Source organism: Rhodohalobacter sp. 614A (assembly GCF_021462415.1).
Lineage (GTDB): Bacteria > Bacteroidota > Rhodothermia > Balneolales > Balneolaceae > Rhodohalobacter.
The window spans coordinates 2,062,995-2,086,325 of sequence record NZ_JAKEDS010000001.1 but is presented as its reverse complement, the minus strand read 5'-3'; the positions used below and the strand labels follow the sequence as shown (position 1 = coordinate 2,086,325).

Here is a 23,331-nt window from a genome sequence, read left to right as displayed (position 1 = left end):
GATCGCACGACTATGGCTGTAACTACTGCAACAGGTGAGCATAGAACGGAACATCTGCAACACCATTTTATAGATTCCGATCAACAATTTGAATCGGCAAAACTGGGAATGTGGATCTTTCTTGTAACGGAAATACTTTTCTTCGGCGGGCTTTTTGCCGCATATATCGTTTACCGATCCTGGTATCCCGAACTCTATACCATGGCTTCAGAAGAATTAAATACCCTTTGGGGTGGTGTAAACACGGTTGTACTCATCGGTAGTTCGCTGACAGTGGCTATGGCAATCCGTTCTGCCCAGTTAAATCAGATTAAAGGATTGATTTACAACCTTTATATCACGATCGGTTTGGCTTGCGTGTTTATGGTGATTAAGTTTTTTGAATACAGCCATAAATTCCACCTTGGAATCTATCCCGGTTCATACTACACCTACGAAGGGATTGCACACGAAAAAGCGAATATCTTTTTCAGTATTTACTACATGATGACAGGTGTTCACGGCCTTCACGTTACCATTGGAATCGGCCTGATGATATGGCTTGTTGTGAAAGCAAAACGGGGAGCCTTGCACAGTGGATATTACACTCCGGTTGAAATCACCGGCCTATACTGGCACCTTGTGGATATCATCTGGATTTTCCTCTTCCCACTTTTATACTTAATTGACTAACCGATAAACTTTACTGACTATGTCCGGACACGATCATCACATTTCATCAGCAAAATTCTTATGGGGTATTGGGATTGCTCTTTTCATACTTACAGTGATTACCGTTGCAGTAACCTATATTCACTTTCCCGCCCCTTGGAATATTGTAGTGGCAATTAGTATTGCAGTTGTAAAAGCTACTCTGGTAGCCGCATTTTTCATGAACCTTTATTGGGATTCAAAGTTCAACGGCATGCTGCTCATCACATCCCTTATCTTTTTCGGGCTTCTGATTGGGCTAACCTTGTTAGATACACTTTTCAGAACAGACCCTATTCCAGCTTTTTAAGAAACGTATTTCACAGAATTTCAAAAGCCGGCTTCAATGAAGCCGGCTTTTTTTGTTTCCGCGATGTGATCATCAATTCTAATTCTTTTTTTGCCAAATCATTGCCAATATTCAAACCACATAATTAAGAGTTCGTGGCTCGTCTCCAATTTATTATTTTGTATTTTGTTGCGTTAAGGAGTTAACCATCAACAAGTACGTGATAAAGAATTATGGCTGATGTAAAACCGGTTGAGTTTGGAAACTTTGAGCTTTACCCCATCGAAGCAGGACGATTTAGATTAGACGGCGGAGCCATGTTTGGAGTGGTTCCAAAAACGCTCTGGAGCAAGCAGATCCCCGCGGATGATAAAAACCGTATCTTAATGGGAATGCGATGTCTCCTGATCAAATCAAAAAAAACAGATAAAGCCTATCTTGTTGATAATGGAAGCGGTGATAAATTCAACGATAAAATGGCTTCCATTTACGATCTTGATTACGACCACAGTGACTTGATTTCATCCCTCAAAAATTGTGGATTTGAACCTGCTGATATTACCGATATCATTTTCACACATCTCCATTTTGATCATTGCGGTGGCACAACAACGTATAATGAACAGGGAAAAATTTCTGAAGTTTTCCCGAAGGCCACCTATCATGTAAACAAACGGCATTGGGAAACGGCAAACCATCCCAACGCCCGTGAAAAAGCAAGCTTTTTTCCCGAAAATCTCGATCCGATTAAAAACAGCGGCCGCCTGAATTTGGTTGATGATTATCATGAGTTTGAAACCAATCTTGACACTCTAATCATGAATGGCCATACCACCGGACAACAACTTCCTGTTCTAAGGAATGGCGAGACAATCCTTGTGTATGCCGCCGATCTGATTCCCACATTCACCCACATTCCGCTTCCATGGGTTATGGGGTATGATATGAAACCGATTCAAACGTTAGAGGAAAAAGAGGCGTTCTTAAACCAGGCAGCGGACGAAAATTGGCATCTCTTTTTGGAACACGATGCTGATCACGAAGTGGTTACCGTGCAAAAGGAGAATGGAAAATTTATGTTAAAAAATACACTTTCACTTGCTGAAATCTCATAAAATTACATTTTGTCCGTTAGCCACATGTATGGAATTTCCGGCTGATTCTATCTTTAACCAGTGCCAATTAACACTGCCGATCCTTAGCAGGTTCATTCAGATTTAAATCTATAATGCAAAAAAACGATCCATCAGAATCGAAAGCCCGTGAGGTGGTCTCTCTCCTTAAGAAGTACCATCAACATCTGGACGGCAAAAAAAGTATTGCAAAAATTGCAGTATTTATCGCCGTTCTGGTGGCTTCAGTTTCTATTCTGATTCTTTTTGAAGGCAGTTTCTATTTCCCGGCATGGGTCAAATCCGGTGTACTTCTTTTGTTTTTGATTGGAGCGGTTGGTGCCGTTATAAAGCTTTCCAATTCATACAAGACTGATTCTTTCCGTTCTTTTTATGAAGATTTCTTTACCAAACGCGGACAGGAAGAAGTTTTAAGTGCGATTGACCTTTATCTGGATGACAATCAAAAAAAATCCAGGTTTTATACGGCGGCCATTCATGCAAATCTGAAAGATGTAAAAACTCAAAAACTCTCTTCTGATCTTCAAGATTATATTGATCAATCCAAAATTTCAAAAGGAGCAACATTCAGTTCCATTGCCTGCGGTCTGTCGTTGATCTTAGCCGTAATTGTGGCTCTTTCTCTCCCGAACGAAAGTGTTCGGGCTCTTCACTTTTGGAATGGTTATGATCAGCCCAATCCGTTTACGTTTACCGTCCATCCGGCCGATACAACCATCGAACATGGATCGGCAATAACCGTTGGGATTCAATATCAAAATGGAAGCTATCCGAGTGAATCTGTCCTGGAATTTAAAACCAATGTTGAGGAAAACTATCGCCAGAGACAAATGCAGGCGGCAGAAGAGGGAACTTTCCGGTCATCCGAAATTGAACTGACCAACGATATTACCTATCGGGTAACCATGGATGGATTTCAAAGCGAGGAGTTTACGATTGATGTTCAGCTACAGCCGCGTTTTGATCAGTTAACCGCAACGGTTACACCTCCCTCCTACACCGGACTACCGGTCAGCGAATACGAATATCCGTTTTCAGAAATTCCGATGTATCCCGGATCGGAACTCATCTTCCGGGGAATTACCAATAAACCTGTTCAATTTGTACGGTTGAATCAGGCCGAAGAAACTTTGGATTTACAACGATCCGATACCGTTGATAATCAATTCGAGATTTCCATCAACCCGGAAAAGACAGACACACTTACCTTCGCGATGACTGACCAGGAAGGCCTGAAAAACAGAAATCCGTTTCGAACCATATTAAATATCAGGGAAGACCAGTACCCGGTCATTGTGATTCAGGAACCAACCGGAACCGTGATGCAAACCGAGCCTTCGGAATTGCAGCTTATTTACCAGGCAACTGACGATTTTGGCTTGTCACGGGCCGATTTAACCTGGAGCCATACGCGTGCTTTCACGGAAGAACCGGAAACCGGGTCCATTCGGCTATCTCGTCCCGGCAATGGAAAAGTAACGCGGTATCAATGGAATTTGGAGAATTTCGATTTGCGGCCTCGTGATGAACTCACATTCAGCATTCGCGTTTGGGATAATGATCAAATTGCCGGTTCAAAAATGAGCGAGTCTGAAAAAGTAGTGTTACAGATTCCATCACTCACCGAATATTTCGATGAACTGGATGACCGCGAACAGGATGTGCAAAGTGAGCTTGAGGAAGTATCGGATCAGTTCGAAACTATCGAAAGAGAGTACCAGGAATTTTTGGATAAACTCCGGCAAAATCCTGAGGGCGGGTTTGAAGAACAACAGATGCTTGAGGAAGTTCAGGAACGCCAGCAGCAGATTGATGAAACAGTGCAAAACCTGAATGAGAAATTCCAGCAGTTGCGAAATGAAATGGAACAGAGCAATCGCGTTTCTGAAGAGACGCAACAGTCATACCGCGAACTCCAGCAATTGATGGAAGAGCTGGACGATCCCTCTCTCCGCGAAGCTATGGAAGAACTCCAAAGAGCACTCGAAAACCTTTCTCCACAGGAAGTTGAACAGGCAATGGAGAATGTATCATTCAACGAAAATCTATATCGTGAACGGCTTCAACGAACCGTTGAGTTGTTCAAGCGGCTAAAGATGAATAGCGATCTGGACAAGCTGGCGCAACAGTATGAGGATATGGCTGAACGGATGAAGCCGGAAGAGGGAAGTTCTCTGGAACAACTCTCCAATGAAATGGAAACTGTACGGGAAGACCTGCAATCTATTGAGGAACAACTGGAACAACTCGATACCAATCCTCCAAAAAATTCAGAAGAGCGACTCAGGGAGCTTAAGGAGAGTTCTCAACAACAACTTGACTCCACACGCCAGGAGATGAACCAGCTTCAGGAACAGGGAGAAAGTGAAAGCGAGCAGGGAGAAAACTCTCCAAGCGAACAGATGCAGCAACAGCAGCAGCAAATCAGCGAAAATCTGAAGAAAGAGGCTGAAAAATTCCGCTCAGCCATGCAACAAATGAGCGGGCAGCAAATCCAGGTAAACATCTTGGCCTTACAACGCTCGCTTTACACATTACTTGAACTTTCAGAAATGGAAGAATATCTGGCTCAAAGTGTGGCAGACACCCGAAGCCGTAGTCAGGGTTATGTGGATTTGGCAAGAGTTCAACAGAATGTAAATGATCAGTTTTCTGCCGTTGCCGATACCCTTTTTGAAGTTTCGGCGGAATTGCCCGGGATTCCCAATCAAATCAACCGAAAGAAAGAGGATGTGGAACGAAGGCTCAATCAAACCATGGATCAAATGGTGGATAGAAGTCAGCGTGGATCTACCGTTGCATCACGAGAAGCTTTGGGGGGGATTAATGACCTGACCTCAATGGTTGCCTCGTTGCTCGATCAACTAATGAATCAGCAAGGTGGTGGCGGAATGGGCAAAGGGATGACCATGCAGCAAATGATTCAGCAGTTGCAAAATATGTCCGGTAATCAGCAGCAGCTAAATCAGCAGCTCCAACAGATGATCAATGACGCGCAGGGAGATCGCTTGTCCCGGGAACAGTCGGAACGCCTGAACCAGATGGCCAGACAGCAAAACGAAATTCGCAAGCAGCTTGAAGAGTTGCAACGAAATGGAGCCTTACAACAAGGCGATCGCATGCTGAGTGAGTTGCAGCGCATGATGGAAGATATGGAGGATTCCATTAATGACATGCGTGGTGGCGTAACCGATCCGCTCATGATTGAACGACAGCAAAACATTTTATCCCGAATGCTTAGTGCGGAAGAGTCGATGCAGCAACGTGGTGAGGAAGATGAACGCGAAGGAACCACCCGATCCGAATTTGACCGGATTCTTCCGCCTGATATAACCCTGGAAGAGCTTCAGCAGGAAATTCGTGCCCGAATGCAGGATCCGAATTTTACACGTTTTTCTGAAAAATATCAGAGGCTGATAGAACAGTATTTTGAACGATTGAGAAGATTAGAACAAGAATCGTTGCCTTAAGCAACCCACCCCAACCCCTTCCTATCCGTCGGCTGACGGACAAGGAGGGACTTTGAAGTAACCTGATGGCGCAAACATCCTTATTTGTGCCCTTTTTCCAGGCACGAGCGAGACGCTCGCGCTATCTTCAGAAATGAAACTTCTTTTCTCCCCTTCCTTGTTCCGTTCTTTTACGGAATAGGGATGGGGCAAAAGGGAGTGGGCAAAACTTGATTCCATCTCCCCCACCAATTACCTTCTTCTAAAACCAATCAACATGAGCGATAAAGAACAAGAACTTTACGAAGATATCCTCCATTTTCTGGAATATGAGGAAGAGGTGTATGGACCGTTTACATTATCAGAATCGGAACCTGATATTCACGATGAACTAAAAGAACAGGAATTGCCTGAACCTGCTGTTCAGGAAGAAACCGAAGTGTATCATGCAGAAAAAGAGAGTCAACCGATGAGCCTTGAAGAAAAGCTGGAAGCCTGTTCTACCCTTGAGGAATTAAGAGAATTGTGCGAAGATGCCGAGGAACTCAAAACCGATCTTGAAAATACCAACCTCGTTTTTGGTGTGGGAAATCCCAATGCGGATTTGATGATTATTGGCGAAGCACCGGGACAGGAAGAAGATCGCCAGAGAGAACCGTTTGTTGGTGCTGCCGGTCAGCTTTTGAATAAGATTTTGAAAGCCATCAACTTTGAACGGAAAGATGTATATATCGCCAATATTCTCAAACATCGTCCGCCGGGAAACCGAAATCCCAATCCCGATGAGCGGCTTCGGAGTCTCCCCTATCTGCTTCGTCAGATTGAACTCATTCAGCCCAAAGTGATTCTTTGTGTCGGCAGAGTTTCTGGAACGACGCTTCTCAAAAAAGAAGAATCGCTGCGAAATCTGCGCGGACAATTTTACCCGTTTCATGGTGCTGAGTTGACCGTTACGTATCACCCTGCCGCTCTTCTCCGAAATCCACAATGGAAACGGCCGACATGGGAAGATGTTCAGAAAGTTCGGGAAAAATATGACGCATTAGGCGGGAAGCCGTAGGAAGTCAAAATGCAGATTTTCGAGCATCTGAATGAAGAAGTGTACTTCTGATCTCTGAATTCTGTCTTCAGTTGTTCATACTTTTACAAGTACTTGTTCCCATGCTCTGCCTGGGAACACCCACCTGAAGCTCCTGCTTCCATCCCTTCCGCTTCTCTATTTATATAAACGTAAGTGAGGTTCGTCCTTTGATATTAAACCGGCTTTATTCAACTTACTCTCACCATTTGAATCATAACATGAACAAACCTTGCGTACGAAGCATGAATGGCATTGATGTCATGCCAATGTTAGCGGTCATTGAAAAACGACCTTTAAAAATTCTACTATGAAAGCAATAATAGTTTTATGCCTAATCGTCTTATTTCCTGTTGGCAATGCTTTTTCACAGGAACAAGACTCTAAAAGAATAAGCACAAATGATCGTCAACCAATTAAAGTTTTTTTAGCCTACGAATTAGGTGAAATGGCATTCAATAATTTCCGGAATTTTAGTGGCGAAGCGGGAGTACTTTTTCAAAACGACAATCTAATACGATTTGTGTATCAGAATGTAAAGCTCTCAGAAAAACATCTTTCCAGTAATTTTGCTAAATCAGTAACGGGTGAAAATATTCGTGGCCTGATGAAAAGCTACGAAGTGTTCTATGATTTTAACGTATTTGGGATAAAATCAACCAGTAAATTTTATCTTGGATTATCCACGGGTTATGCAGATGATTATTATGAACATACAACATCAGATGAGTCTGTTAAAAATACTACCTGGACTATCGGGTTAGCTCCCAGTTATAGAGAAACGAATCTTTTTAAGGTAAATGGTCTTTATTTCAATTTGGCTATTCCGTTTAGATATTATTTTTCTCCTCTGGAAGAAACTGAACTTGGAGACTCAATAGTCAATCGACATTTAATAACAAATAACCTCTGGTTTTTCATCGGGTATCAGTTTTAATGCAGGAGTAATTTCACTTGTTCCGAAGCTCTGCTTCCCTTCCACTTCTCTGAGTATAAGCTAATACTCCTATTTTTAAATTAATTCTTCTTTATTCATATTACTCTCAATATTTGAGTCGTAACATAAATACAGTTGGTCTTATACCAATGTTATTTATTATAAGAAATGAAAATTAGTGCATCATATCTCAGAGAAATTATTGAAGAACTGATTGCTCCTTCAATCAGTCTTAGAAGGTCTTCTATAGATGAAAAGTTTCTGCCTCCAGATATGAATGATATAAACGAACCTCCCTCCGAAGAAGAAGTAACTGATTTTGTTCTTTCTAATCAGCTTTATGATCAAGAATTAGTCGAACAATTATCAAATCCAGGATTATTGGGATTCCATTCAAAATTTGGAGAAGCTACAGACGAATGGATTTCTGCGTTCAGAGAAATGACTGAAGATTGGGCTAACAATAACTCATGGCTTGGGGGAGACGAGCCAATTTGGGTTCAAATCATTTATGGTTCACCTGATAGCTCTGAACTTTGGGCTCCCTCAAATGAACTGATAACGCCCTCATGGGTTGATCTTTCACCTTCATATTTTCTTATTGCAAAAGATCTTATTGAAAAAGGTAAACATCTATCTGAATTAACTTGGAGAGATTTTGAAAATTTGATTGGATATCTCCTAGAAAATGATGGGTGGAAAGTAAATGTTACTCAAGCTACAAAGGATGGCGGAATTGACGTAATAGGAATTAAAGAAGATCGAAATATAGGGTTGATTAAATCCATTTGGCAAGCAAAAAAATATGGGCCCAAAAATTTAGTCAGACTTAACGAAGTTCGTGAGTTGTACGCTGCTCGGGAGGAAAGTAAGGCGTCCAAAGCAGTTATAGTGACCACCAACCGATTGACCAGAGACGCAATTAAATGGATAAGAAAAGATGAATATCGCTTTGAGTTTCGAGGTAAAAAGGAACTCGAAGATTGGATAAGACGAGCAATAGAAGAAAAAAAATACGACTCATAATAAAAGCTATAGAACTTTAAAACACACCATAGCAAACGATTATCCAGATTCTTAATACATACTGGGTTTATTAAAAACGGTTACAATACAGCAAGCTTTATATCGTCATTACGGTTCCCAGATTGCCACGTGCACTAGAAAATAAATGTAAACGTATCGCAGCAAAATCTGTAGCTAAATCATAAAACACATCCAATCAGGGTGCAGATTGTAGTAAAAAACTACTTCTGAAATCTGCACTCTGAAATCTTCTATTCGCTCTTCCCCCATAAGGGAACTATCTTTCCCAATCTCTGTTTCACTTGATGAATGGTTGATTGATTACCAAACGAAGTGAAGATTTATGAGTAAGGATGATGCTGACGACCCACAAATTGAGAATCAGGAGTGGCTCAATTCTTTACGGTGGATTCTCAATAACCGATCGGAAAAACGTGCCCAAGAGCTTTTTTCGCTGATGCAGAGAGAGGCTCAGCAGTATGGAATTGACCTTTCCAAGTCTCTAAAAACACCCTATGTAAATACCATTTCTCCGGATTTCGAAAGTGGCTATCCCGGCGATCTTGAAATGGAGAAAAAGCTCATGGCCCTCATCCGCTGGAATGCGATGGCGATGGTGGTCCGGACCAATACAAAACTGAAAGGCATCGGCGGCCACATTTCCACATATGGCTCCATTGCCGATCTGTTTGAAGTTGGGTTTAATCACTTTTTTAAAGTTTCCGATAAAGGACTTCCCGATATCGTTTATTTCCAGGGACATGCTTCTCCGGGCATTTACTCAAGAGCCTTTCTTGAAGGCCGTCTCACCGAAAAACAACTGGATAATTTTCGCCGTGAACTTGATGAAGAAGGTGGTCTTACTTCCTATCCGCATCCTCATTTAATGAGACATTTCTGGAATAATCCAACCGTGTCGATGGGCCTCGGTCCGTTGATGGCGGTCTACCAGGCCCGGTTTAATAAGTATCTCGAAAACCGTGGATTAGCAAAAAAAGAACTTCCGCATGTGTGGGGATTTTTTGGCGATGGTGAGATGGATGAACCCGAAGCCACCGGAAATTTAGCCGTGGCCGCCAATGAAAACCTGGATAATCTTACTTTTGTCATTGATTGCAACCTCCAGCGGTTGGACGGCCCGGTTCGTGGAAATCATAAAGTGATCCAGGAACTGGAAGGAAAATTTAAAGGCGCCGGATGGAATGTCATCAAAGTGATTTGGGGTAGTGATTGGGATCCGATTTTTGAAGAGGATCAAGAAGGAAAACTGACCAAAATTCTCACCGATCTCCCCGATGGTCAGCTCCAAAAATATGCGTTTTCAGATGGCGAATTTATCCGCGAAAATCTTTTCGGTCAGGACGAAGAATTGAAAAAACTGGTTGAGTCCTACTCTGACGAAGAACTGAAACTGATGCGTCGGGGTGGTCATGATCCCATTAAAATTTTCAATGCCTATAAACAGGCTCTTGAATTTGAGGAAGGTCCAACCGTAATTCTCGCCCAAACTGTAAAGGGATATGGACAGGGCGCCGCAGGAGAAGCCAGCAACGTGGCTCACAAAACCAAAAAATTAAACAGCGATGCACTGAAACATTTCCGCGATTTTTTTGATGTGCCTGTTACCGATGCCCAGATTGAGAAAGTGCCTTTTTTAAAACCCGCCGAAGATAGTGATGAAATTCAGTATTTGTTGAATCAACGGGAAAAGCTGGGAGGATTTTTACCTCAACGAAAAGACAGAACGCAGCCGCTCTTCGAACCGGATTCGAAAATTTTTGAAAGCTACTTCGAAGGTTCCGGTGATGACGAAGCCGGCACGACTACCGTGATGATTCAAATTCTGTCCAAGTTATTGAAAGACAAAAATATAGGTGATCATATCGTCCCGATCATTCCGGATGAATCACGAACGTTTGGGATGGAATCTTTATTCAGACAGGTTGGAATTTATGCGGCTGATGGTCAGAAATACGATCCCGTTGATAAAGACAGCCTAATGTATTACCACGAGGATAAACAGGGCGCCATTCTGGAAGAGGGAATCACCGAAGCCGGTTGTATGGGGTCGTTTATTGCGGCCGGAACGGCGTACAGCCATCTGGGAATCGATATGATTCCGTTCTTCTTTTTCTACTCGATGTTTGGCTTCCAGCGCATCGGCGATTTTGTCTGGGCCGCCAGTGATGCCGGAGCGAAGGGATTTTACATCGGCGGAATTGCAGGACGAACATCTCTGTCGGGCGAAGGTTTGCAGCACCAGGACGGACAAAGTCATCTGTACGCCTTGGCTTTCCCGAAAATACGAGCCTACGATCCGGCCTTTGCATATGAACTCGCAGTGATTGTTCGGAATGGAATTGAAGAGATGTATGTAAATAAGAAAGATTTGTCCTACTACATCACCGTGACCAATCAAACTTATCCAATGCCTCCCAAACCGGATGAGCCTGAAAATATCGATGAGTATATCATCAACGGGATGTATCGGTTTAAGGAATCGGAGATGGAAGAGAGTGGTAAAAAAGCTCATCTTTTTGGAAGCGGCGCGATCATGAAAGAAGTCCTTGAAGCGGCTGAAATTTTAGAAAATGACTACGACGTTTCCACGGATATCTGGAGCGTTACCAGTTATAAAGCATTGTATGACAATGCAATAGATACGGACCGCAAAAACAGGATCAATCGAAACCTGAATCGACAGCGTTCAAATATTGAGATTGCATTAGATAATACCGAAGGTGTTTTTGTGATCGCTACCGATTATGTGAAAGCTTTGCCGTTAAGCATTTCCAAATGGTTTCCGGAGCCGGTCACTGTACTTGGAACGGACGGATTTGGTCGAAGTGATTCCGTTGCCGCTCTCCGCGATTTCTTTGAAGTGGATGCCAAACACATCGTATTTGCGACGCTCTTCGAAATGACCGAACGAGGTGAATTTGAGAAACAATTATTGGATGAAGCTGCTACAAATCTACATATCGATCCCGATAAAATGAATCCCCGAACATCCTAACTTTTTATCAAGATGGCGAAAGAAATTACACTACCAAAACTCTCCGAAGATGCCGACGAAGGCTCTGTGGCCGAAGTACTTGTAAAAGAAGGCGATACCATCGAAAAGGACGATTCCATCATTGCCGTAGAAAGTGATAAAGCAACGGTGGAAGTTCCCTCACCTGAAGCCGGAACCGTGAAAGAGGTAAAAGTCAGCGAGGGAGATTCCATCAAAACCGGGGATGTAATTTTACTTCTTGAAGACGATGAAAGTGATGAAGAGGAGGATGAATCCGGTGACGAAGAAGAGAACGAATCTAAAGAAAATGAGACAGATGAAGACAAAGCAGATCAGGACGAAGATGAAAAGGATGAAGATGTAGACGAAGACGATTCGGAAGATGATGAGAATAAAGAGAAAAAAGCATCGTCTGATGAAGCAGAGGGAGAACCAGAAGAATCCGAGGAGAAAGAATCTTCTGAGGATGAGGGTGAAGACGAATCAGAGGATAAAAAAGAGAGTAAAGAAGAAGATGATGATGAAGAGCCTGAGGAATCAGAAAAATCAGGTGAAAAATCAGCCAAAAAAGATTCTGATAGTGATGAAATTCTGGCCGCTCCGGGCGCAAAACGGTTTGCCCGTGAACAGGGAATTGACCTGAAAAATGTAAAGGGAACCGGACCAAACGGCCTCATCACAACAGAAGATGTGAAGCGATCCGGCGGAGGAAGCAGCGAAAAGAAAAAGTCAGATCGTGAGTTGCCCGATTTTAGTCAGTGGGGACAAGTGGAGCGAAAACCCTTGTCCGCCATCCGTAAAGCCACGGCTAAACAGACCCAAAAATCATGGCAAGCTATTCCACATGTCACACAGTTTGATGAAGCTGATGTCTCCAATATTCAAAAATATGTGGAAGAGCACCAGGAAGAAGCCGAGGGAAAGGGCGGCAAGCTGACAATCACAGCTGTCCTCACCAAAATGATTGCGACTGCTCTGCACCAGTTTCCGAAGTTCAACGCCAGCATCGATATGGAAAGTGAGGAAGTCATCCTCAAAAAATACACGCACATCGGTATTGCCGTGGATACGGAAAAAGGATTACTGGTTCCGATTGTGAAAGATGTGGATCGAAAATCGATCATTGATATCTCTGTTGAAATCTCAGAACTGGCCGAAAAAGCCCGTGAAGGCAAACTTTCAGGTGAAGAGATGGAAGGTGGAAATTTTATCATTTCCAATCTTGGCGGTATTGGCGGAACACAATTCACACCTGTGATTTATCATCCGCAGGTAGCCATTTTAGGCGTTTCGGAAATGACCGCAAAACCGGTTTACAAAGATGGATCATTTGAACCTGTACTGACACTCCCGCTTAGCCTTTCCTACGATCACAGGCTAATAGACGGTGCCGAGGGCGCGCGTTTCCTGAGATATGTTTGCAATGCGTTGGAAGATCCGTACAAGGCGCTCTTGGGTGAGTAAAACATAGTAAGGAATGAAGATTAGCGAATATCCGAAGGCAGAAGTAGAGCTCTTCTGAAATCTGCATTCAGATGTTCATACTTTTGCAGATGAGAAGCTTGTTCCTAAACTCTGCTTGGTGAACGCCATCCCGAAGTTCCACTACAATTTAGCAACACTTTGACATAACTCTGAACATCAGTAGATTCCAAAACAGAGTAGTAGTTTTTCAAATCTAAAAGCTATACTTATGGAGCTAATCATTGTCTTTTTTGGTGGACTGGTTATTGCAGCCGGAATCGCATTGCTCATCAAACCCGATTTCATTTTTGATTTTCTGAAGAGCGAATCAAACAATGTTCAACTCCATTATTTTGCAATCGCAATTCGGATGATTATCGGAATTCTTCTGATCTATTTTGCTGAGATTTCTGATTATCCACTCATTATGGAAGCCATTGGATGGTTTGCTATCATCGCCGCCGTGGCTCTGATACTTATCGGGCATAATAATTTTCAGCATTTGGTCGAATGGGCTGTAAACTTCCTGAAACCGTACCGTTATATTGGCGGACTGCTCGCCATTGCTTTTGGTGCCTTCCTGATGTACGCTTTTTTATAGCCGGATTTTTCTTTAAAAAAAGTCAAAATACCAGTAAAGCAATCGAAGCCAGAACGCCTGCCACCGTCAAAACTATTCCACGTTTAAAATGTGGAGACGTGGTTTTGAACATCCACAAAGAAGAAACGGCCATAAAAAGCAGAAGGAATCCCAATATCGCTGTAAACGGACTGGCGGCACTGCTGCTTGCTGTTTTGTGAAGCCGGTCAAAACGTTCCAGGATGGCTGGAAGTTCATTCACTGTATAAGTGGCAAGGCCGGTCTCCTTGTTATAAGTTCCGCTTTCGAAGTTAATAATCTCCAGATTCTCACTTTCAACACGAAATCCCCGCATTCTCAACACTTGTCCCAATTGGTCGGCTTCCATGTTTGGTTCCAGTTGCCGTTCAACCTGCCTTTCTGATTTCAGGAAGTCCGTATCGCGGTAGGTAAGCACAATTCCGCTGATGGAGTAGATAACAATCAGTCCGACGATGAAAAAGCCAATATCCCGGTGAAGGACCCGCATATAATAGTTGATGCTTTTCTTTTTCCCATTCGTATTTTTATTAGTCATTTTTCTCTTGTTTTGGTTTTCTGAGTTTATGCTCTTGATGATTAGACGTCTTGATCTGAAAAGCGTTTGAAAACTTAGATTTAGTCTTTCTTCAAAGAAATCGGCCCTCATGTGGATGAGATAGATTGCAGATGTTTTCGAAATGGAGTATGTTTCCCGAAATTTTTAAAGAGTTTACACAAGGGAGTTTGATCCAATCCCAAAACCCTATTACTGTCTCAGGTAACATCAATAAAGCTTCTGATATGACGGTTTTTCAAGCATGTTGAAGGACGTGCCAATCATAAGAGATTTATGAAACCCACTACTCAATACACAAAAAGCGGACGTATTAATATTGCCTACCAGGTTTTTGGCTCAGGTTCCATTGACCTGGTTTATATTCCGGGTTGGGTTTCCAATATCGACTGGATGTGGACGTGCCCCGAACTTGTACATTTTTTGGAGGAACTGGGCAAGATAGCCCGTGTGATTCTGTTTGATAAACGCGGAACCGGACTTTCGGACCGGGTTGTAGAGCTTTCCACACTGGAAGAGAGAATGGATGACATCCGCGCTGTGATGGATGCCGTCGGATCTGAAAAAGCCGTTTTGTTTGGCCATTCGGAAGGAGGTTCAGTTTCTGCCCTTTTCGCTGCCACTTACCCAAACCGTGTTATTTCATTGATCACTTTTGGGATATTTGCCAAACGGCGATATGCCGCGGAATATCCCTGGGCGCCAACTGATAAAGAGCGCCAGGTTGTGTACGATATGATTGAAAACAGCTGGGGAAGCGGTGAAATGAATCTGGAAACCCTGGCACCGTCCAAAGCACATGACAAGACTTTCATGGATTGGCTGGCGAATTATTTCCGATCCGGAGCCAGTCCCAGTGCGGCAATGGTGCTCACGAAAATGAATACTCAGATTGATATCATTGATATTTTGGGCTCCATAAAAGTACCCACGTTAATCATGCAGCGCACCAATGATATCGATGTTAAAATTGAGGAGGGACGGTTTATTGCGGAGCGTATCAAGGGAGCGAAATTTGTAGAATTTCCCGGCAAGGATCACTTGTTTTGGGCGGGAAATACAAATGAGATCCTGGAAGAGATGAAATCGTTCATCCTGAATATTAAGCCGCCACGAAGTTACCAGGAACAACTTTTCACTATTGTTGCAACCCGAATCACCTCTCCCGAAAACAAGAGTGTTGATTATCAGGCACTGATTCAACAATACGTTGAACAATACCGCGGAAATATTGTCCAGTGGAATAACCATACCTTTATTGCCACTTTTGAAGGCCCCAGCAAAGCCGTTCATTGCAGTATAGATTTGATGGACGCTTTTCGAGACAAAAATGCGGGGCTTTCTACAGCCATTCATATTAAAGAAGCCGCTGTGGATGAAGCTCACTTTATCCGCGACGAAACCAAAAAGTTTTTTGATTCAATTCTTCAGCAAGCTCAGCGAAACCAAATATTACTGACCCAAACGGTCAAAAATCTTCTGTCGGGCGCCGGACTATCATTCAACCCGTTCAAAACTTTTTTCGACACACAATCGGGTGAAACATTCTCGCTGTTCAGTGTTATCGACCAAATGGATGGCGGCAATCATCAGGCCAGTCCTTATCCAAAACAATTCCCACAAAATGGTTCGCTGCTCGAAAATGTACTTCAAAGCATCGATTCTCATTTAGATGATGAATCTTTCGGAGTGGAAACACTTTGCAAAGAGATCGGCATCAGTGAACGCCAGCTGCAACGGAAGCTAAAAGCCGTAACGAACAAATCACCAATTCAACTGATCTCTTCCGTTCGCCTGCATCGCGCTAAAGAACTGTTATTGGGGAGCGACCAGAACATTGCTGAAATTGCGTACCAAACCGGTTTCTCCAGTCCTTCTTACTTTTCCAAATGTTTTAAAAAAGAGTTTGGCTTAAGCCCTTCTGCCCTCCTGCAAACTCAGGCATAAGTTTTTTGTCGGATTTGTTATAGTCTGTCGGATTTGTAACGTGAGTTTGGCGGAAATGTACATGCATTTTCCGCTTTTTTGATAACGCTTCCACACTTCTCCTGTCTATTTTTACATCGTCAAAAAAATCAAGGAGTGATATCAAAAGAGAATATCATTTCTGTAAAGCAAAAATAGATCATTATGAAACATGTATGTATAACCGTTACACTTTTAGTAACTCTCACAAGTATGAGTATCGCCCAGCAACATCACCGGGGACCTCTCGGCAAAAATACTCTTCGCTGGATTGATGCTTACTCTGAATCATTAGTAACAGTCGATCAAACTACACGGCCTAAAGGGCCACTCGGCAAGAATTTCATTCAACGGGTTGATCTTCAGCCTGAAACAACCACAAGATCAGCCGATCAGCTTTCGCATACAAAAGGACCGCTTGGCAAACATTTCCTGCGCCGGGCAGAAGTTGATTCTTCAAATACGGTTACCGCCGGTCAATATGCCGGGCCAAAAGGTATTCTCGGAAAGAATTTTATTCGCCGAATCAACCTGCTATCAAAAACCACAGATAACGTTCGACGTTAACAAACCTACCATTCCATGATTACCACCTCACAAATCGATAATAATACTGCAGATTCTCTGTTCAGAATCCTCGAATCAGGAAAGAAAAAATCGGTTGATCAGGATAAATTCTTGAATAGACTGGCGCGTACCGGAATTCTGCCTGATGATCCCCGTATCCAGGAATTGCTTCGAAATTTCCGGATTGAAGAACTGAAAGAGAGAAAAAGTCCGACCATTACCCAAGCCGAATTCAATGAAATTCTGAAACAGAATGCATTGATTAAGAAGTCACTCACAGAAAACCTGGTTATCCCGGATTTTGAAGCATTCTGTAAACAGGTTGAGGAAATATTTCAGGATACAAAGAAAAACCACAGAGGAAATGTGGCTGATTATATTCCACAGCTTGCCCGTGTAAACCCGGATCACTTTGCCCTTTCCATTTGTACGGTGGACGGACAACGCTTCTCGATGGGAGATTCCAGAACCAACTTTTGCCTGCAATCATCCTGCAAGCCGATCAACTATTGTCTTGCACTGGAAGAACTTGGGGAAAAGAAAGTGCACAGCCATGTGGGGCGGGAACCCAGCGGACATTCATTTAACGAACTCACTCTAAACGGCAAAGGGCTTCCTCATAATCCCATGATTAACGCCGGAGCCATGATGAGCTGCTCTCTGATTGATCGCCAAAACAACATCGCGGATCGATTTGATAAGGTTCATAAAACATGGGAAGCACTTTGCGGGGATAAAGCTGTGAGTTTTAACAATGCTGTTTATCTGTCTGAGCGCCAGACCGCTGACCGGAATTTTGCACTGGCTTATTTCATGAGAGAGAAACACGCATTTCCTGAGCACACCAACCTGACCGAAACCCTGGAATTCTATTTCCAGTGCTGCTCGATAGAATCCTGTACGTATGATCTTGCCGTTGCAGCTGCAACTTTGGCCAATGCAGGTACCAATCCACTTACGGGCAATGTGATCTTCAAACCGTCCACCGTACAAAATTGTCTTTCGCTGATGCTGAGTTGTGGGATGTACGATTTTTCAGGGGAGTTTGCCTTCAAGATTGGTCTGCCGGCAAAAAGTGGCGTTTCTGGCGCATTAATGCTGGTGATTCCAAACCTGATGGGCATCAGCATTTGGTCGCCAAGGCTGGATCATCTTGGCAATACGGTTCGTGGTGTAGAATTTTGCGAGCGGCTTGTGGAGCGATTCAGTTTTCATCAATACGACTCGCTCGTCGGACATTCATCAAAAATCAATCCCCGGAGAAAGCAGAGTGAAATCATGGCATCCAAAGTGATGGAATTGATTCGTGCCGCAAGCCATGGTGATTTGGATGAAATCTTTCGGTTAGAGGCAGAAGGTGTCAGCCCAAATACGGCGGATTATGACGGACGAACGCCTCTTCATTTGGCCGCTTGTGAAGGACAAACAGAGGTTGTCCGGCATTTGATTGACCAGAATGTATTTCTCTCACCCAAAGACCGCTGGGGAAATACTCCGCTGGATGATGCCAAAAAATTTAAACATAAAGAGATTCAGGAGATGCTGGAAAATGCCCTCAAAACCAAAAAAACGGGAATCACAAAACACCGGTAAAACCGAAAACGAACTAAAATAAAAGAGAAAATGAGTACCGGAGTTACAACCTTAATCGGAATTACTACGGCCGTCATCATACTTTTGATACCGGTGGCTGCAAAACTGTTTTATGGCGGATTTTCTGACAGGAAAAAAGTTATAAATACAATTGGAATGAGCTATATGGCATTTTGTGTAGCCACGTTTGTACTGGCTATTGTATGTTTTATGACTACAAATGGCTGGAATCTACAAAGCCTCTATCATTCGCTGGATGCACTTTTTGCAAAGAATGTCTCTCCTGCCCACCTGATTGTATCCGTTCCCGAATTGGCTTTTATCATCATTCCCGGAATCGGGGCGGCTGGTGTAGCAGCCATGATTTGCGGATCTGTGATTGCCTTTTCGAAGGTAAAGCCGAATCGTGCATAGGAGGAGTAGATTGGGAGGTCAATGCCTTCAAACAACGTTTTTTAATTCATCTTTGATTTAACGATTCAGAAGATTTCTCATATTCGATTTAGCGATTTTGGTCATGCAGATCGAAAATCACTCAATCAAAAAGATTACTCTTCCCTCTTATAACTAATCGAAACTCCATTTCCGGAACTGTTTAGCGTGGTTTCATAATTTGACAGGCTTGAAATGTGGTCGTAAAATTCAGCGGTTCCGCCGCGACTTCTGCCGATATTGTGAGCCGTAAAACAGCCGCCCACCACCAGTTTGGGATCCACCGCTTTGAAATAATTGGTGTACCACTCTTTGTCGGCATCCGAGAAGACAAAATCGAACGGACCTTCCAGTTCCGGGACCAGCTCGTGGGCATTGGCCAGCCGTGCATCAATATATTCGGAAAGTCCTGCCTCCTCAAAGTTTTGCAGTGCTTCGTTGTAGCGGTCTTCGTCAATTTCTATGGTGATCAGCTTGCCGCCGGTTTTGCTGAGTGCCCAGGCAATCCAGATTGCCGAATGCCCGGTGGAAGTGCCGATTTCAAGTGCATTCGTGTAGCCGTTTTCCACGATGATATCATGAAGAATCTGTCCGTCTACATAAGGAATATTCAGATCATGCCATGAACGCTTATTCTCATCCAGGAAATTCCGGACCTGTTCGTCCAGTTCAGGATTGCTGTTTAGTTCTTGTGCCGAAAGGGAATTGCCGATCAGACTGAGTGCCAGCACAATCATTAAACCTGTCAGAGTGAAAAAATTTACTGTTTTCATACATCCTCTCCGTTCGTTTCTATACCAGTTTTTCTGCGACAACATACCATATAAATTTGTAGGAAAATTGTAGGTGAGTTTTCGATCATTTATCGCAAAGCTTCGCCGATATATTATTCTTTTCTAATTATTACGAATTAAGCCAAAAAAACCGTCGCAAATCCGGCTATTTGAGTATCATACACGCCTGTAAATTTTTACTACGTAAGGTTAATCACAAGTTATTGGACCGGGGGATATTGATGCTATTTGGAACAGGTACAAAAAAAATCTTCGTTTAGAGGTTTCAATTTATGTACAGCTCTCCTTCACGTTCCTGGTCACTTTTGCTTTTGATACTTCTCATTGCAATTGATCTCATCCTGATTGGCTTTGGAATCCGGATTTCTATGGGATTTGCGGGTGACCCCAGATTTGCACTTGCTGCCGAACGGGGATACGCCGAATTATACCAATATGCCAAGTTTCTGTGGATCGCAATCATGTTAAGCTGGTTCGGATTTGAGAAACGGAAAGTACTTTATTTTGTCGGTTCATTACTTTTCTTTTATTTTCTGCTTGATGACTCCCTCACACTACACGAGTCGGTTGGACATTCTATTTCTGAGTTTTTCAACTTGCAGCAGGCATTCGACCTTCGCGGACAGGACTTCGGAGAATTAATCGTTTCTGTAACTGTCGGCACTTTTTTCCTGGTTTCCGGATGGCTGGCCTACCGCCATAGTGATTTGCTTGCACAAACCATCGGTTTTTATATCCTTTTGGGAGTGATTTTACTCGCTGCATTTGGAGTTGGAGTTGACATATTACATAACCTATTAGCCGGCCATTTTCCCTGGACAAACATGCCATTGGGTATACTTGAAGACGGAGGTGAGCTCATTGCCGCAAGTATCATAAGCTGGTTTGTACATTCTGCCGGCAGCCAGGAACTCAGCGGTTTACAAATCTCCTCTCCCCTTCAGGCACTCAACCGGTTTCCCGGCCGAAATTAATAAAGACGTGGAATTTTTGCTCTGATGAGAGGTTTAAAATATTATACAACCATATTCAGGAGATTAATCATATGTTATTACCACTCTTCCACTGAATAAATAATTGTCAGAATTGTCCGTTTTTCGATAGATTGGAGAAAGAAATAACCCCAAAGCTATGATTACAGATTATAAAAAAATCCAGCATTCAGCTCTCGAATTAGACGAAAAACATCGCGCTGAATTAGCAAAAAAGCTTATTAACAGCCTTGATCAACAAATTGATGAAGATGTTGAGGAAGCCTGGCTTGATGAAATCAAACTGAGAAAAGCTGAAATCAAATCGGGTAAAGTAACTCCAATTTCTGGACAAGAGGTACATAAAGCTGCTCGAGAACTTCTTAAAAAATGAAGTTTCAATATCATCCTGAAGCAGCAAAAGAGTTAACGAGTTCCATTCAATATTACGAAGAAAAATCTATCGGTCTTGGTGCTGAATTTCTTGATGAAATAGAAGAAGCTATCGCTCAGGCATTGGCGCATCCTCAATCTGGATCTTTATTAACTGAACAAGATCGAAGAATTTTACTTGATTGATTTCCCTATGAAATTATTTATGACATTTCTGAAAATATAATCACGATTACTGCTGTCAAGCATATAAAACGAAAACCGGGCTATTGGGAAGCAAGAAAATAACGTAAAAATAATGAGGTGTTTTACATCGGCCACAGACAGGGTATGATCAAAATTCATTTATAAGAAATTAATTTTATTACTTCTGAGAAATGCCAATACTTGCGCTCATTATACACCAAGCCATTATTTGTGATAAAACCCCATAAGAAAAATCTAAAATGAAAATAACCTTCCTTTTCCTACTATTTCTACCCGCCACCTTGTTCGCACAAAATCAACAGGAAAAGCTCATAGAGCTTGCGGATAATCTTGAAACGTGTTCCGCCTTTACCCAGGAATTTGAGCATCCTTTTACCGGAGATACTCTCGAAAGGAACATCACAAAAACCAGTGATGCGGAGTGTACACTTACGGAGAGTATGCCGAACGGGTTTTTAATGACGTGTACTTTCTCCGAAGCAGCCAGAAAATCTGTTGCAAGCTATTATCGGGATCTGTCCGGAGCGGACTCATTTGGAACCCAAACCTCGCAATCTTTGGACGAAAGCGGAGAGCAGACCACCACGTATACAATCAATGGCAAAGAAGTTGAGAACCCGCTACAGGAAAGTATGGAAAACGGAACCTGTGTTGTTTCTCAACCCTGATAAAGCCAAAGTAAATACACTTCTCTAAGTTCTGAGGCTCTTCTTTTTATCCGGCGTTTGCTGATTTTTCAAAATCACTGATACCTATTTTAGTTTAAAAAGTTTATTCTGTAATAAACGATGTTGGTTTATTAATTCAAGAGTGAACCAGGAAAATGAAGAAGAGAAATATACAATTGCCTTTTTCCTATCGGGCGGCAAATAGCGTTGGAAAACTATTGCAAGCGGCCGGAATTTCTTCCCTGCGGCTTGATGAGGAAACCCTGGCCGAAATGGCCAAAAAGCGAACCGGGCTTTCAGATTTTGGCGATCCGTATTACAGAGAAGGATTGCTGAAGCTTTTGGAATCAGCCGAAAACGATGCCAATTTGCACCCGCTCGGCCGGTATATGACGGATGAGATTGTGACCAATTATCTCGTTCAGCGTTTGTATCTGACAGAAACGCGAAAAACATCCCCCGAAATTTTTGAGCAACCGCTGCGGCCACCGATCATTATCGTCGGAATGGCACGGTCCGGTACAACCTTTCTTCACCGTTTACTTTCTGTGGATCCCAACCATCGTGCATTGCCCCAGTGGCTGCTGATGCGTCCTTTTCCGGAACCCAACGAAGAAAGAGATCGACCTGATCCGCGGTTAGAAAAGATGAAACGATCGAACCGTTTTATCCTGCCGATGGTACCGGGAATTGATGCCATTCACTATTCGCGTCCCGAGACGCCCGAGGAGTGCATGTTTGCGTTCGGCCTGACATTCAACAGCCTGATTTTCAGAACGCTTCTGCCGGTGTACAGCTACATCGACTGGTACACCCGCCAGGAAAATACGCTCCAAAAATATACGGAATACAGTTGGCTGCTCCAGGTTTTTCAATCAAAAGATCCGGCAAAACGGTTTACACTGAAGGCACCGGTTCATACCGGCCATCTGCATTCGATTGTTCAGACGCTGCCGGATGCTATGATTGTTCAGACTCACCGTGATCCTGTAACATGCGTCAGCAGTGTTTGCAGTCTTTTGTATACGTATCACCTGGCCGTATCAAAACAGGTAGATATCAAACGAATGGCCCATTCCATCCTCGATCTGTACGAAGTGATGCTCAAAGGAAACATCGCTTTTCGGGAGAAAAATCCCAGACGGGTATATGATGTATTTTTCAAATCATTTGTGAAAGAACCGGTCAAAACTACCCGGGATATTTACAGACACTTTGGCTTGGCATGGGATCAATGTATTGAGGCAAAAGTGAATGAGTATGTCCAAAATAATGCAAAGGAAAAGCATGGAAAACATACATATTCAGCGGAAGATTTTGGTTTATCAGAAGGGATGATCAGGGAAAGGTTACAATTTTATAGTGACCATTTTGATTTATCTCATTAGAAAATCAATTACTGTACAATTATTCTTTGGTCTTAGATTTCGCATTCAAAAAATGAGCGGGGTTCGTGATGTTGAATTTGTTTTCATACCCACACT

The 23,331-nt window shown here is 42.9% G+C and carries 21 protein-coding genes; 19 read left to right on the top strand and 2 right to left on the bottom strand.

Going from position 1 to position 23,331, the window contains the following annotated elements:
- Nucleotides 1–12: 12 nt before the first annotated feature.
- The 10 genes from L0B18_RS08580 to L0B18_RS08535 all read left to right on the top strand — a co-directional run bounded on the left by L0B18_RS08580 (nucleotide 13) and on the right by L0B18_RS08535 (nucleotide 13,683).
- On the top strand, nucleotides 13–672 hold the full coding sequence (locus L0B18_RS08580) for a cytochrome c oxidase subunit 3 family protein (RefSeq protein ID WP_234571321.1): 660 nt from the start codon (nucleotides 13–15) through the stop codon (nucleotides 670–672).
- A 19-nt stretch (nucleotides 673–691) separates the two neighbouring features.
- On the top strand, nucleotides 692–1,000 hold the full coding sequence (locus tag L0B18_RS08575; RefSeq protein WP_234571320.1) for a cytochrome C oxidase subunit IV family protein: 309 nt from the start codon (nucleotides 692–694) through the stop codon (nucleotides 998–1,000).
- Nucleotides 1,001–1,212: 212 nt separating this feature from the next.
- Complete coding sequence (locus L0B18_RS08570; protein WP_234571318.1) at nucleotides 1,213–2,094, top strand: MBL fold metallo-hydrolase; 882 nt, start codon at nucleotides 1,213–1,215, stop codon at nucleotides 2,092–2,094.
- A 113-nt stretch (nucleotides 2,095–2,207) separates the two neighbouring features.
- The gene (locus tag L0B18_RS08565; RefSeq protein WP_234571316.1) at nucleotides 2,208–5,582 is read left to right on the top strand and encodes a DUF4175 family protein; all 3,375 of its coding nucleotides are present in this window, start codon (nucleotides 2,208–2,210) and stop codon (nucleotides 5,580–5,582) included.
- 256 nt (nucleotides 5,583–5,838) lie between these two features.
- Entirely contained in the window at nucleotides 5,839–6,621 is a 783-nt protein-coding gene (locus L0B18_RS08560) for a uracil-DNA glycosylase (protein ID WP_234571314.1), read from the top strand.
- A 328-nt stretch (nucleotides 6,622–6,949) separates the two neighbouring features.
- The gene (locus tag L0B18_RS08555) at nucleotides 6,950–7,576 is read left to right on the top strand and encodes a hypothetical protein (RefSeq protein ID WP_234571311.1); all 627 of its coding nucleotides are present in this window, start codon (nucleotides 6,950–6,952) and stop codon (nucleotides 7,574–7,576) included.
- A gap of 168 nt (nucleotides 7,577–7,744) precedes the next feature.
- A complete protein-coding gene (locus L0B18_RS08550; protein WP_234571310.1) occupies nucleotides 7,745–8,602 on the top strand; it encodes a restriction endonuclease in 858 nt (285 codons plus the stop codon).
- Nucleotides 8,603–8,945: 343 nt separating this feature from the next.
- Nucleotides 8,946–11,618 (top strand): pyruvate dehydrogenase (acetyl-transferring), homodimeric type, encoded by a 2,673-nt coding sequence (gene aceE / locus L0B18_RS08545; protein WP_234571308.1) that lies wholly within the window; start codon nucleotides 8,946–8,948, stop codon nucleotides 11,616–11,618.
- A gap of 12 nt (nucleotides 11,619–11,630) precedes the next feature.
- Nucleotides 11,631–13,082 carry a 2-oxo acid dehydrogenase subunit E2 gene (locus L0B18_RS08540; RefSeq protein ID WP_234571306.1) on the top strand — a complete coding sequence of 484 codons (1,452 nt, stop codon included), beginning with the start codon at nucleotides 11,631–11,633 and terminating at the stop codon, nucleotides 13,080–13,082.
- 229 nt (nucleotides 13,083–13,311) lie between these two features.
- Nucleotides 13,312–13,683, top strand: coding sequence for a hypothetical protein (locus L0B18_RS08535; protein ID WP_234571305.1), 372 nt, complete (start codon nucleotides 13,312–13,314; stop codon nucleotides 13,681–13,683).
- Nucleotides 13,684–13,705: 22 nt separating this feature from the next.
- Here the strand turns inward: L0B18_RS08535 and L0B18_RS08530 are convergent, their stop codons facing one another.
- On the bottom strand, nucleotides 13,706–14,239 hold the full coding sequence (locus L0B18_RS08530) for a hypothetical protein (RefSeq protein WP_234571303.1): 534 nt from the start codon (nucleotides 14,237–14,239) through the stop codon (nucleotides 13,706–13,708).
- A 294-nt stretch (nucleotides 14,240–14,533) separates the two neighbouring features.
- On the opposite strand from L0B18_RS08530, the gene L0B18_RS08525 reads away from it, so the two are divergent.
- From L0B18_RS08525 to L0B18_RS08510, 4 genes are all read left to right on the top strand, one after another.
- Nucleotides 14,534–16,204: an alpha/beta fold hydrolase gene (locus tag L0B18_RS08525; protein WP_234571301.1), complete on the top strand. Its 1,671-nt coding sequence runs from the start codon at nucleotides 14,534–14,536 to the stop codon at nucleotides 16,202–16,204.
- Nucleotides 16,205–16,387: 183 nt separating this feature from the next.
- Nucleotides 16,388–16,789, top strand: a complete 402-nt coding sequence (locus L0B18_RS08520) for a hypothetical protein (RefSeq protein WP_234571299.1) — start codon at nucleotides 16,388–16,390, stop codon at nucleotides 16,787–16,789.
- Between the two features lie 15 nt (nucleotides 16,790–16,804).
- Nucleotides 16,805–18,382, top strand: a complete 1,578-nt coding sequence (glsA, locus tag L0B18_RS08515; protein ID WP_234571297.1) for a glutaminase A — start codon at nucleotides 16,805–16,807, stop codon at nucleotides 18,380–18,382.
- Between the two features lie 30 nt (nucleotides 18,383–18,412).
- Nucleotides 18,413–18,796 (top strand): hypothetical protein, encoded by a 384-nt coding sequence (locus tag L0B18_RS08510; protein ID WP_234571295.1) that lies wholly within the window; start codon nucleotides 18,413–18,415, stop codon nucleotides 18,794–18,796.
- Nucleotides 18,797–18,930: 134 nt separating this feature from the next.
- Here the strand turns inward: L0B18_RS08510 and L0B18_RS08505 are convergent, their stop codons facing one another.
- A complete protein-coding gene (locus L0B18_RS08505; RefSeq protein WP_234571293.1) occupies nucleotides 18,931–19,587 on the bottom strand; it encodes an O-methyltransferase in 657 nt (218 codons plus the stop codon).
- Nucleotides 19,588–19,880: 293 nt separating this feature from the next.
- On the opposite strand from L0B18_RS08505, the gene L0B18_RS08500 reads away from it, so the two are divergent.
- The 5 genes from L0B18_RS08500 to L0B18_RS08480 all read left to right on the top strand — a co-directional run bounded on the left by L0B18_RS08500 (nucleotide 19,881) and on the right by L0B18_RS08480 (nucleotide 23,235).
- Nucleotides 19,881–20,582, top strand: coding sequence for a hypothetical protein (locus L0B18_RS08500; RefSeq protein ID WP_234571290.1), 702 nt, complete (start codon nucleotides 19,881–19,883; stop codon nucleotides 20,580–20,582).
- A 157-nt stretch (nucleotides 20,583–20,739) separates the two neighbouring features.
- Nucleotides 20,740–20,973 (top strand): addiction module protein, encoded by a 234-nt coding sequence (locus tag L0B18_RS08495; RefSeq protein ID WP_234571289.1) that lies wholly within the window; start codon nucleotides 20,740–20,742, stop codon nucleotides 20,971–20,973.
- Nucleotides 20,970–21,158, top strand: a complete 189-nt coding sequence (locus L0B18_RS08490) for a type II toxin-antitoxin system RelE/ParE family toxin (RefSeq protein ID WP_234571287.1) — start codon at nucleotides 20,970–20,972, stop codon at nucleotides 21,156–21,158. The genes L0B18_RS08495 and L0B18_RS08490 overlap by 4 nt, the downstream gene beginning before the upstream one ends.
- A gap of 260 nt (nucleotides 21,159–21,418) precedes the next feature.
- Nucleotides 21,419–21,847: a hypothetical protein gene (locus L0B18_RS08485; RefSeq protein ID WP_234571285.1), complete on the top strand. Its 429-nt coding sequence runs from the start codon at nucleotides 21,419–21,421 to the stop codon at nucleotides 21,845–21,847.
- A gap of 155 nt (nucleotides 21,848–22,002) precedes the next feature.
- Nucleotides 22,003–23,235 (top strand): sulfotransferase family protein, encoded by a 1,233-nt coding sequence (locus tag L0B18_RS08480; RefSeq protein ID WP_234571283.1) that lies wholly within the window; start codon nucleotides 22,003–22,005, stop codon nucleotides 23,233–23,235.
- Nucleotides 23,236–23,331: the final 96 nt, after the last annotated feature.

Excerpts from the sequence above, each read along its gene's own strand:
- L0B18_RS08540 (WP_234571306.1), top strand. The coding sequence starts at position 11,631 with ATGGCGAAAGAAATTACACTACCAAAACTCTCCGAAGATGCCGACGAA.
- L0B18_RS08530 (WP_234571303.1), bottom strand. The coding sequence starts at position 14,239 with ATGACTAATAAAAATACGAATGGGAAAAAGAAAAGCATCAACTATTAT.
- L0B18_RS08565 (WP_234571316.1), top strand. The coding sequence starts at position 2,208 with ATGCAAAAAAACGATCCATCAGAATCGAAAGCCCGTGAGGTGGTCTCT.
- glsA (WP_234571297.1), top strand. The coding sequence starts at position 16,805 with ATGATTACCACCTCACAAATCGATAATAATACTGCAGATTCTCTGTTC.
- L0B18_RS08480 (WP_234571283.1), top strand. The coding sequence starts at position 22,003 with ATGAAGAAGAGAAATATACAATTGCCTTTTTCCTATCGGGCGGCAAAT.
- L0B18_RS08500 (WP_234571290.1), top strand. The coding sequence starts at position 19,881 with ATGTACAGCTCTCCTTCACGTTCCTGGTCACTTTTGCTTTTGATACTT.
- L0B18_RS08560 (WP_234571314.1), top strand. The coding sequence starts at position 5,839 with ATGAGCGATAAAGAACAAGAACTTTACGAAGATATCCTCCATTTTCTG.
- L0B18_RS08520 (WP_234571299.1), top strand. The coding sequence starts at position 16,388 with ATGAAACATGTATGTATAACCGTTACACTTTTAGTAACTCTCACAAGT.
- L0B18_RS08580 (WP_234571321.1), top strand. The coding sequence starts at position 13 with ATGGCTGTAACTACTGCAACAGGTGAGCATAGAACGGAACATCTGCAA.
- L0B18_RS08570 (WP_234571318.1), top strand. The coding sequence starts at position 1,213 with ATGGCTGATGTAAAACCGGTTGAGTTTGGAAACTTTGAGCTTTACCCC.
- L0B18_RS08495 (WP_234571289.1), top strand. The coding sequence starts at position 20,740 with ATGATTACAGATTATAAAAAAATCCAGCATTCAGCTCTCGAATTAGAC.
- L0B18_RS08575 (WP_234571320.1), top strand. The coding sequence starts at position 692 with ATGTCCGGACACGATCATCACATTTCATCAGCAAAATTCTTATGGGGT.
- L0B18_RS08535 (WP_234571305.1), top strand. The coding sequence starts at position 13,312 with ATGGAGCTAATCATTGTCTTTTTTGGTGGACTGGTTATTGCAGCCGGA.
- L0B18_RS08490 (WP_234571287.1), top strand. The coding sequence starts at position 20,970 with ATGAAGTTTCAATATCATCCTGAAGCAGCAAAAGAGTTAACGAGTTCC.
- L0B18_RS08485 (WP_234571285.1), top strand. The coding sequence starts at position 21,419 with ATGAAAATAACCTTCCTTTTCCTACTATTTCTACCCGCCACCTTGTTC.
- L0B18_RS08505 (WP_234571293.1), bottom strand. The coding sequence starts at position 19,587 with ATGAAAACAGTAAATTTTTTCACTCTGACAGGTTTAATGATTGTGCTG.
- L0B18_RS08510 (WP_234571295.1), top strand. The coding sequence starts at position 18,413 with ATGAGTACCGGAGTTACAACCTTAATCGGAATTACTACGGCCGTCATC.
- L0B18_RS08555 (WP_234571311.1), top strand. The coding sequence starts at position 6,950 with ATGAAAGCAATAATAGTTTTATGCCTAATCGTCTTATTTCCTGTTGGC.
- L0B18_RS08550 (WP_234571310.1), top strand. The coding sequence starts at position 7,745 with ATGAAAATTAGTGCATCATATCTCAGAGAAATTATTGAAGAACTGATT.
- L0B18_RS08525 (WP_234571301.1), top strand. The coding sequence starts at position 14,534 with ATGAAACCCACTACTCAATACACAAAAAGCGGACGTATTAATATTGCC.
- aceE (WP_234571308.1), top strand. The coding sequence starts at position 8,946 with ATGAGTAAGGATGATGCTGACGACCCACAAATTGAGAATCAGGAGTGG.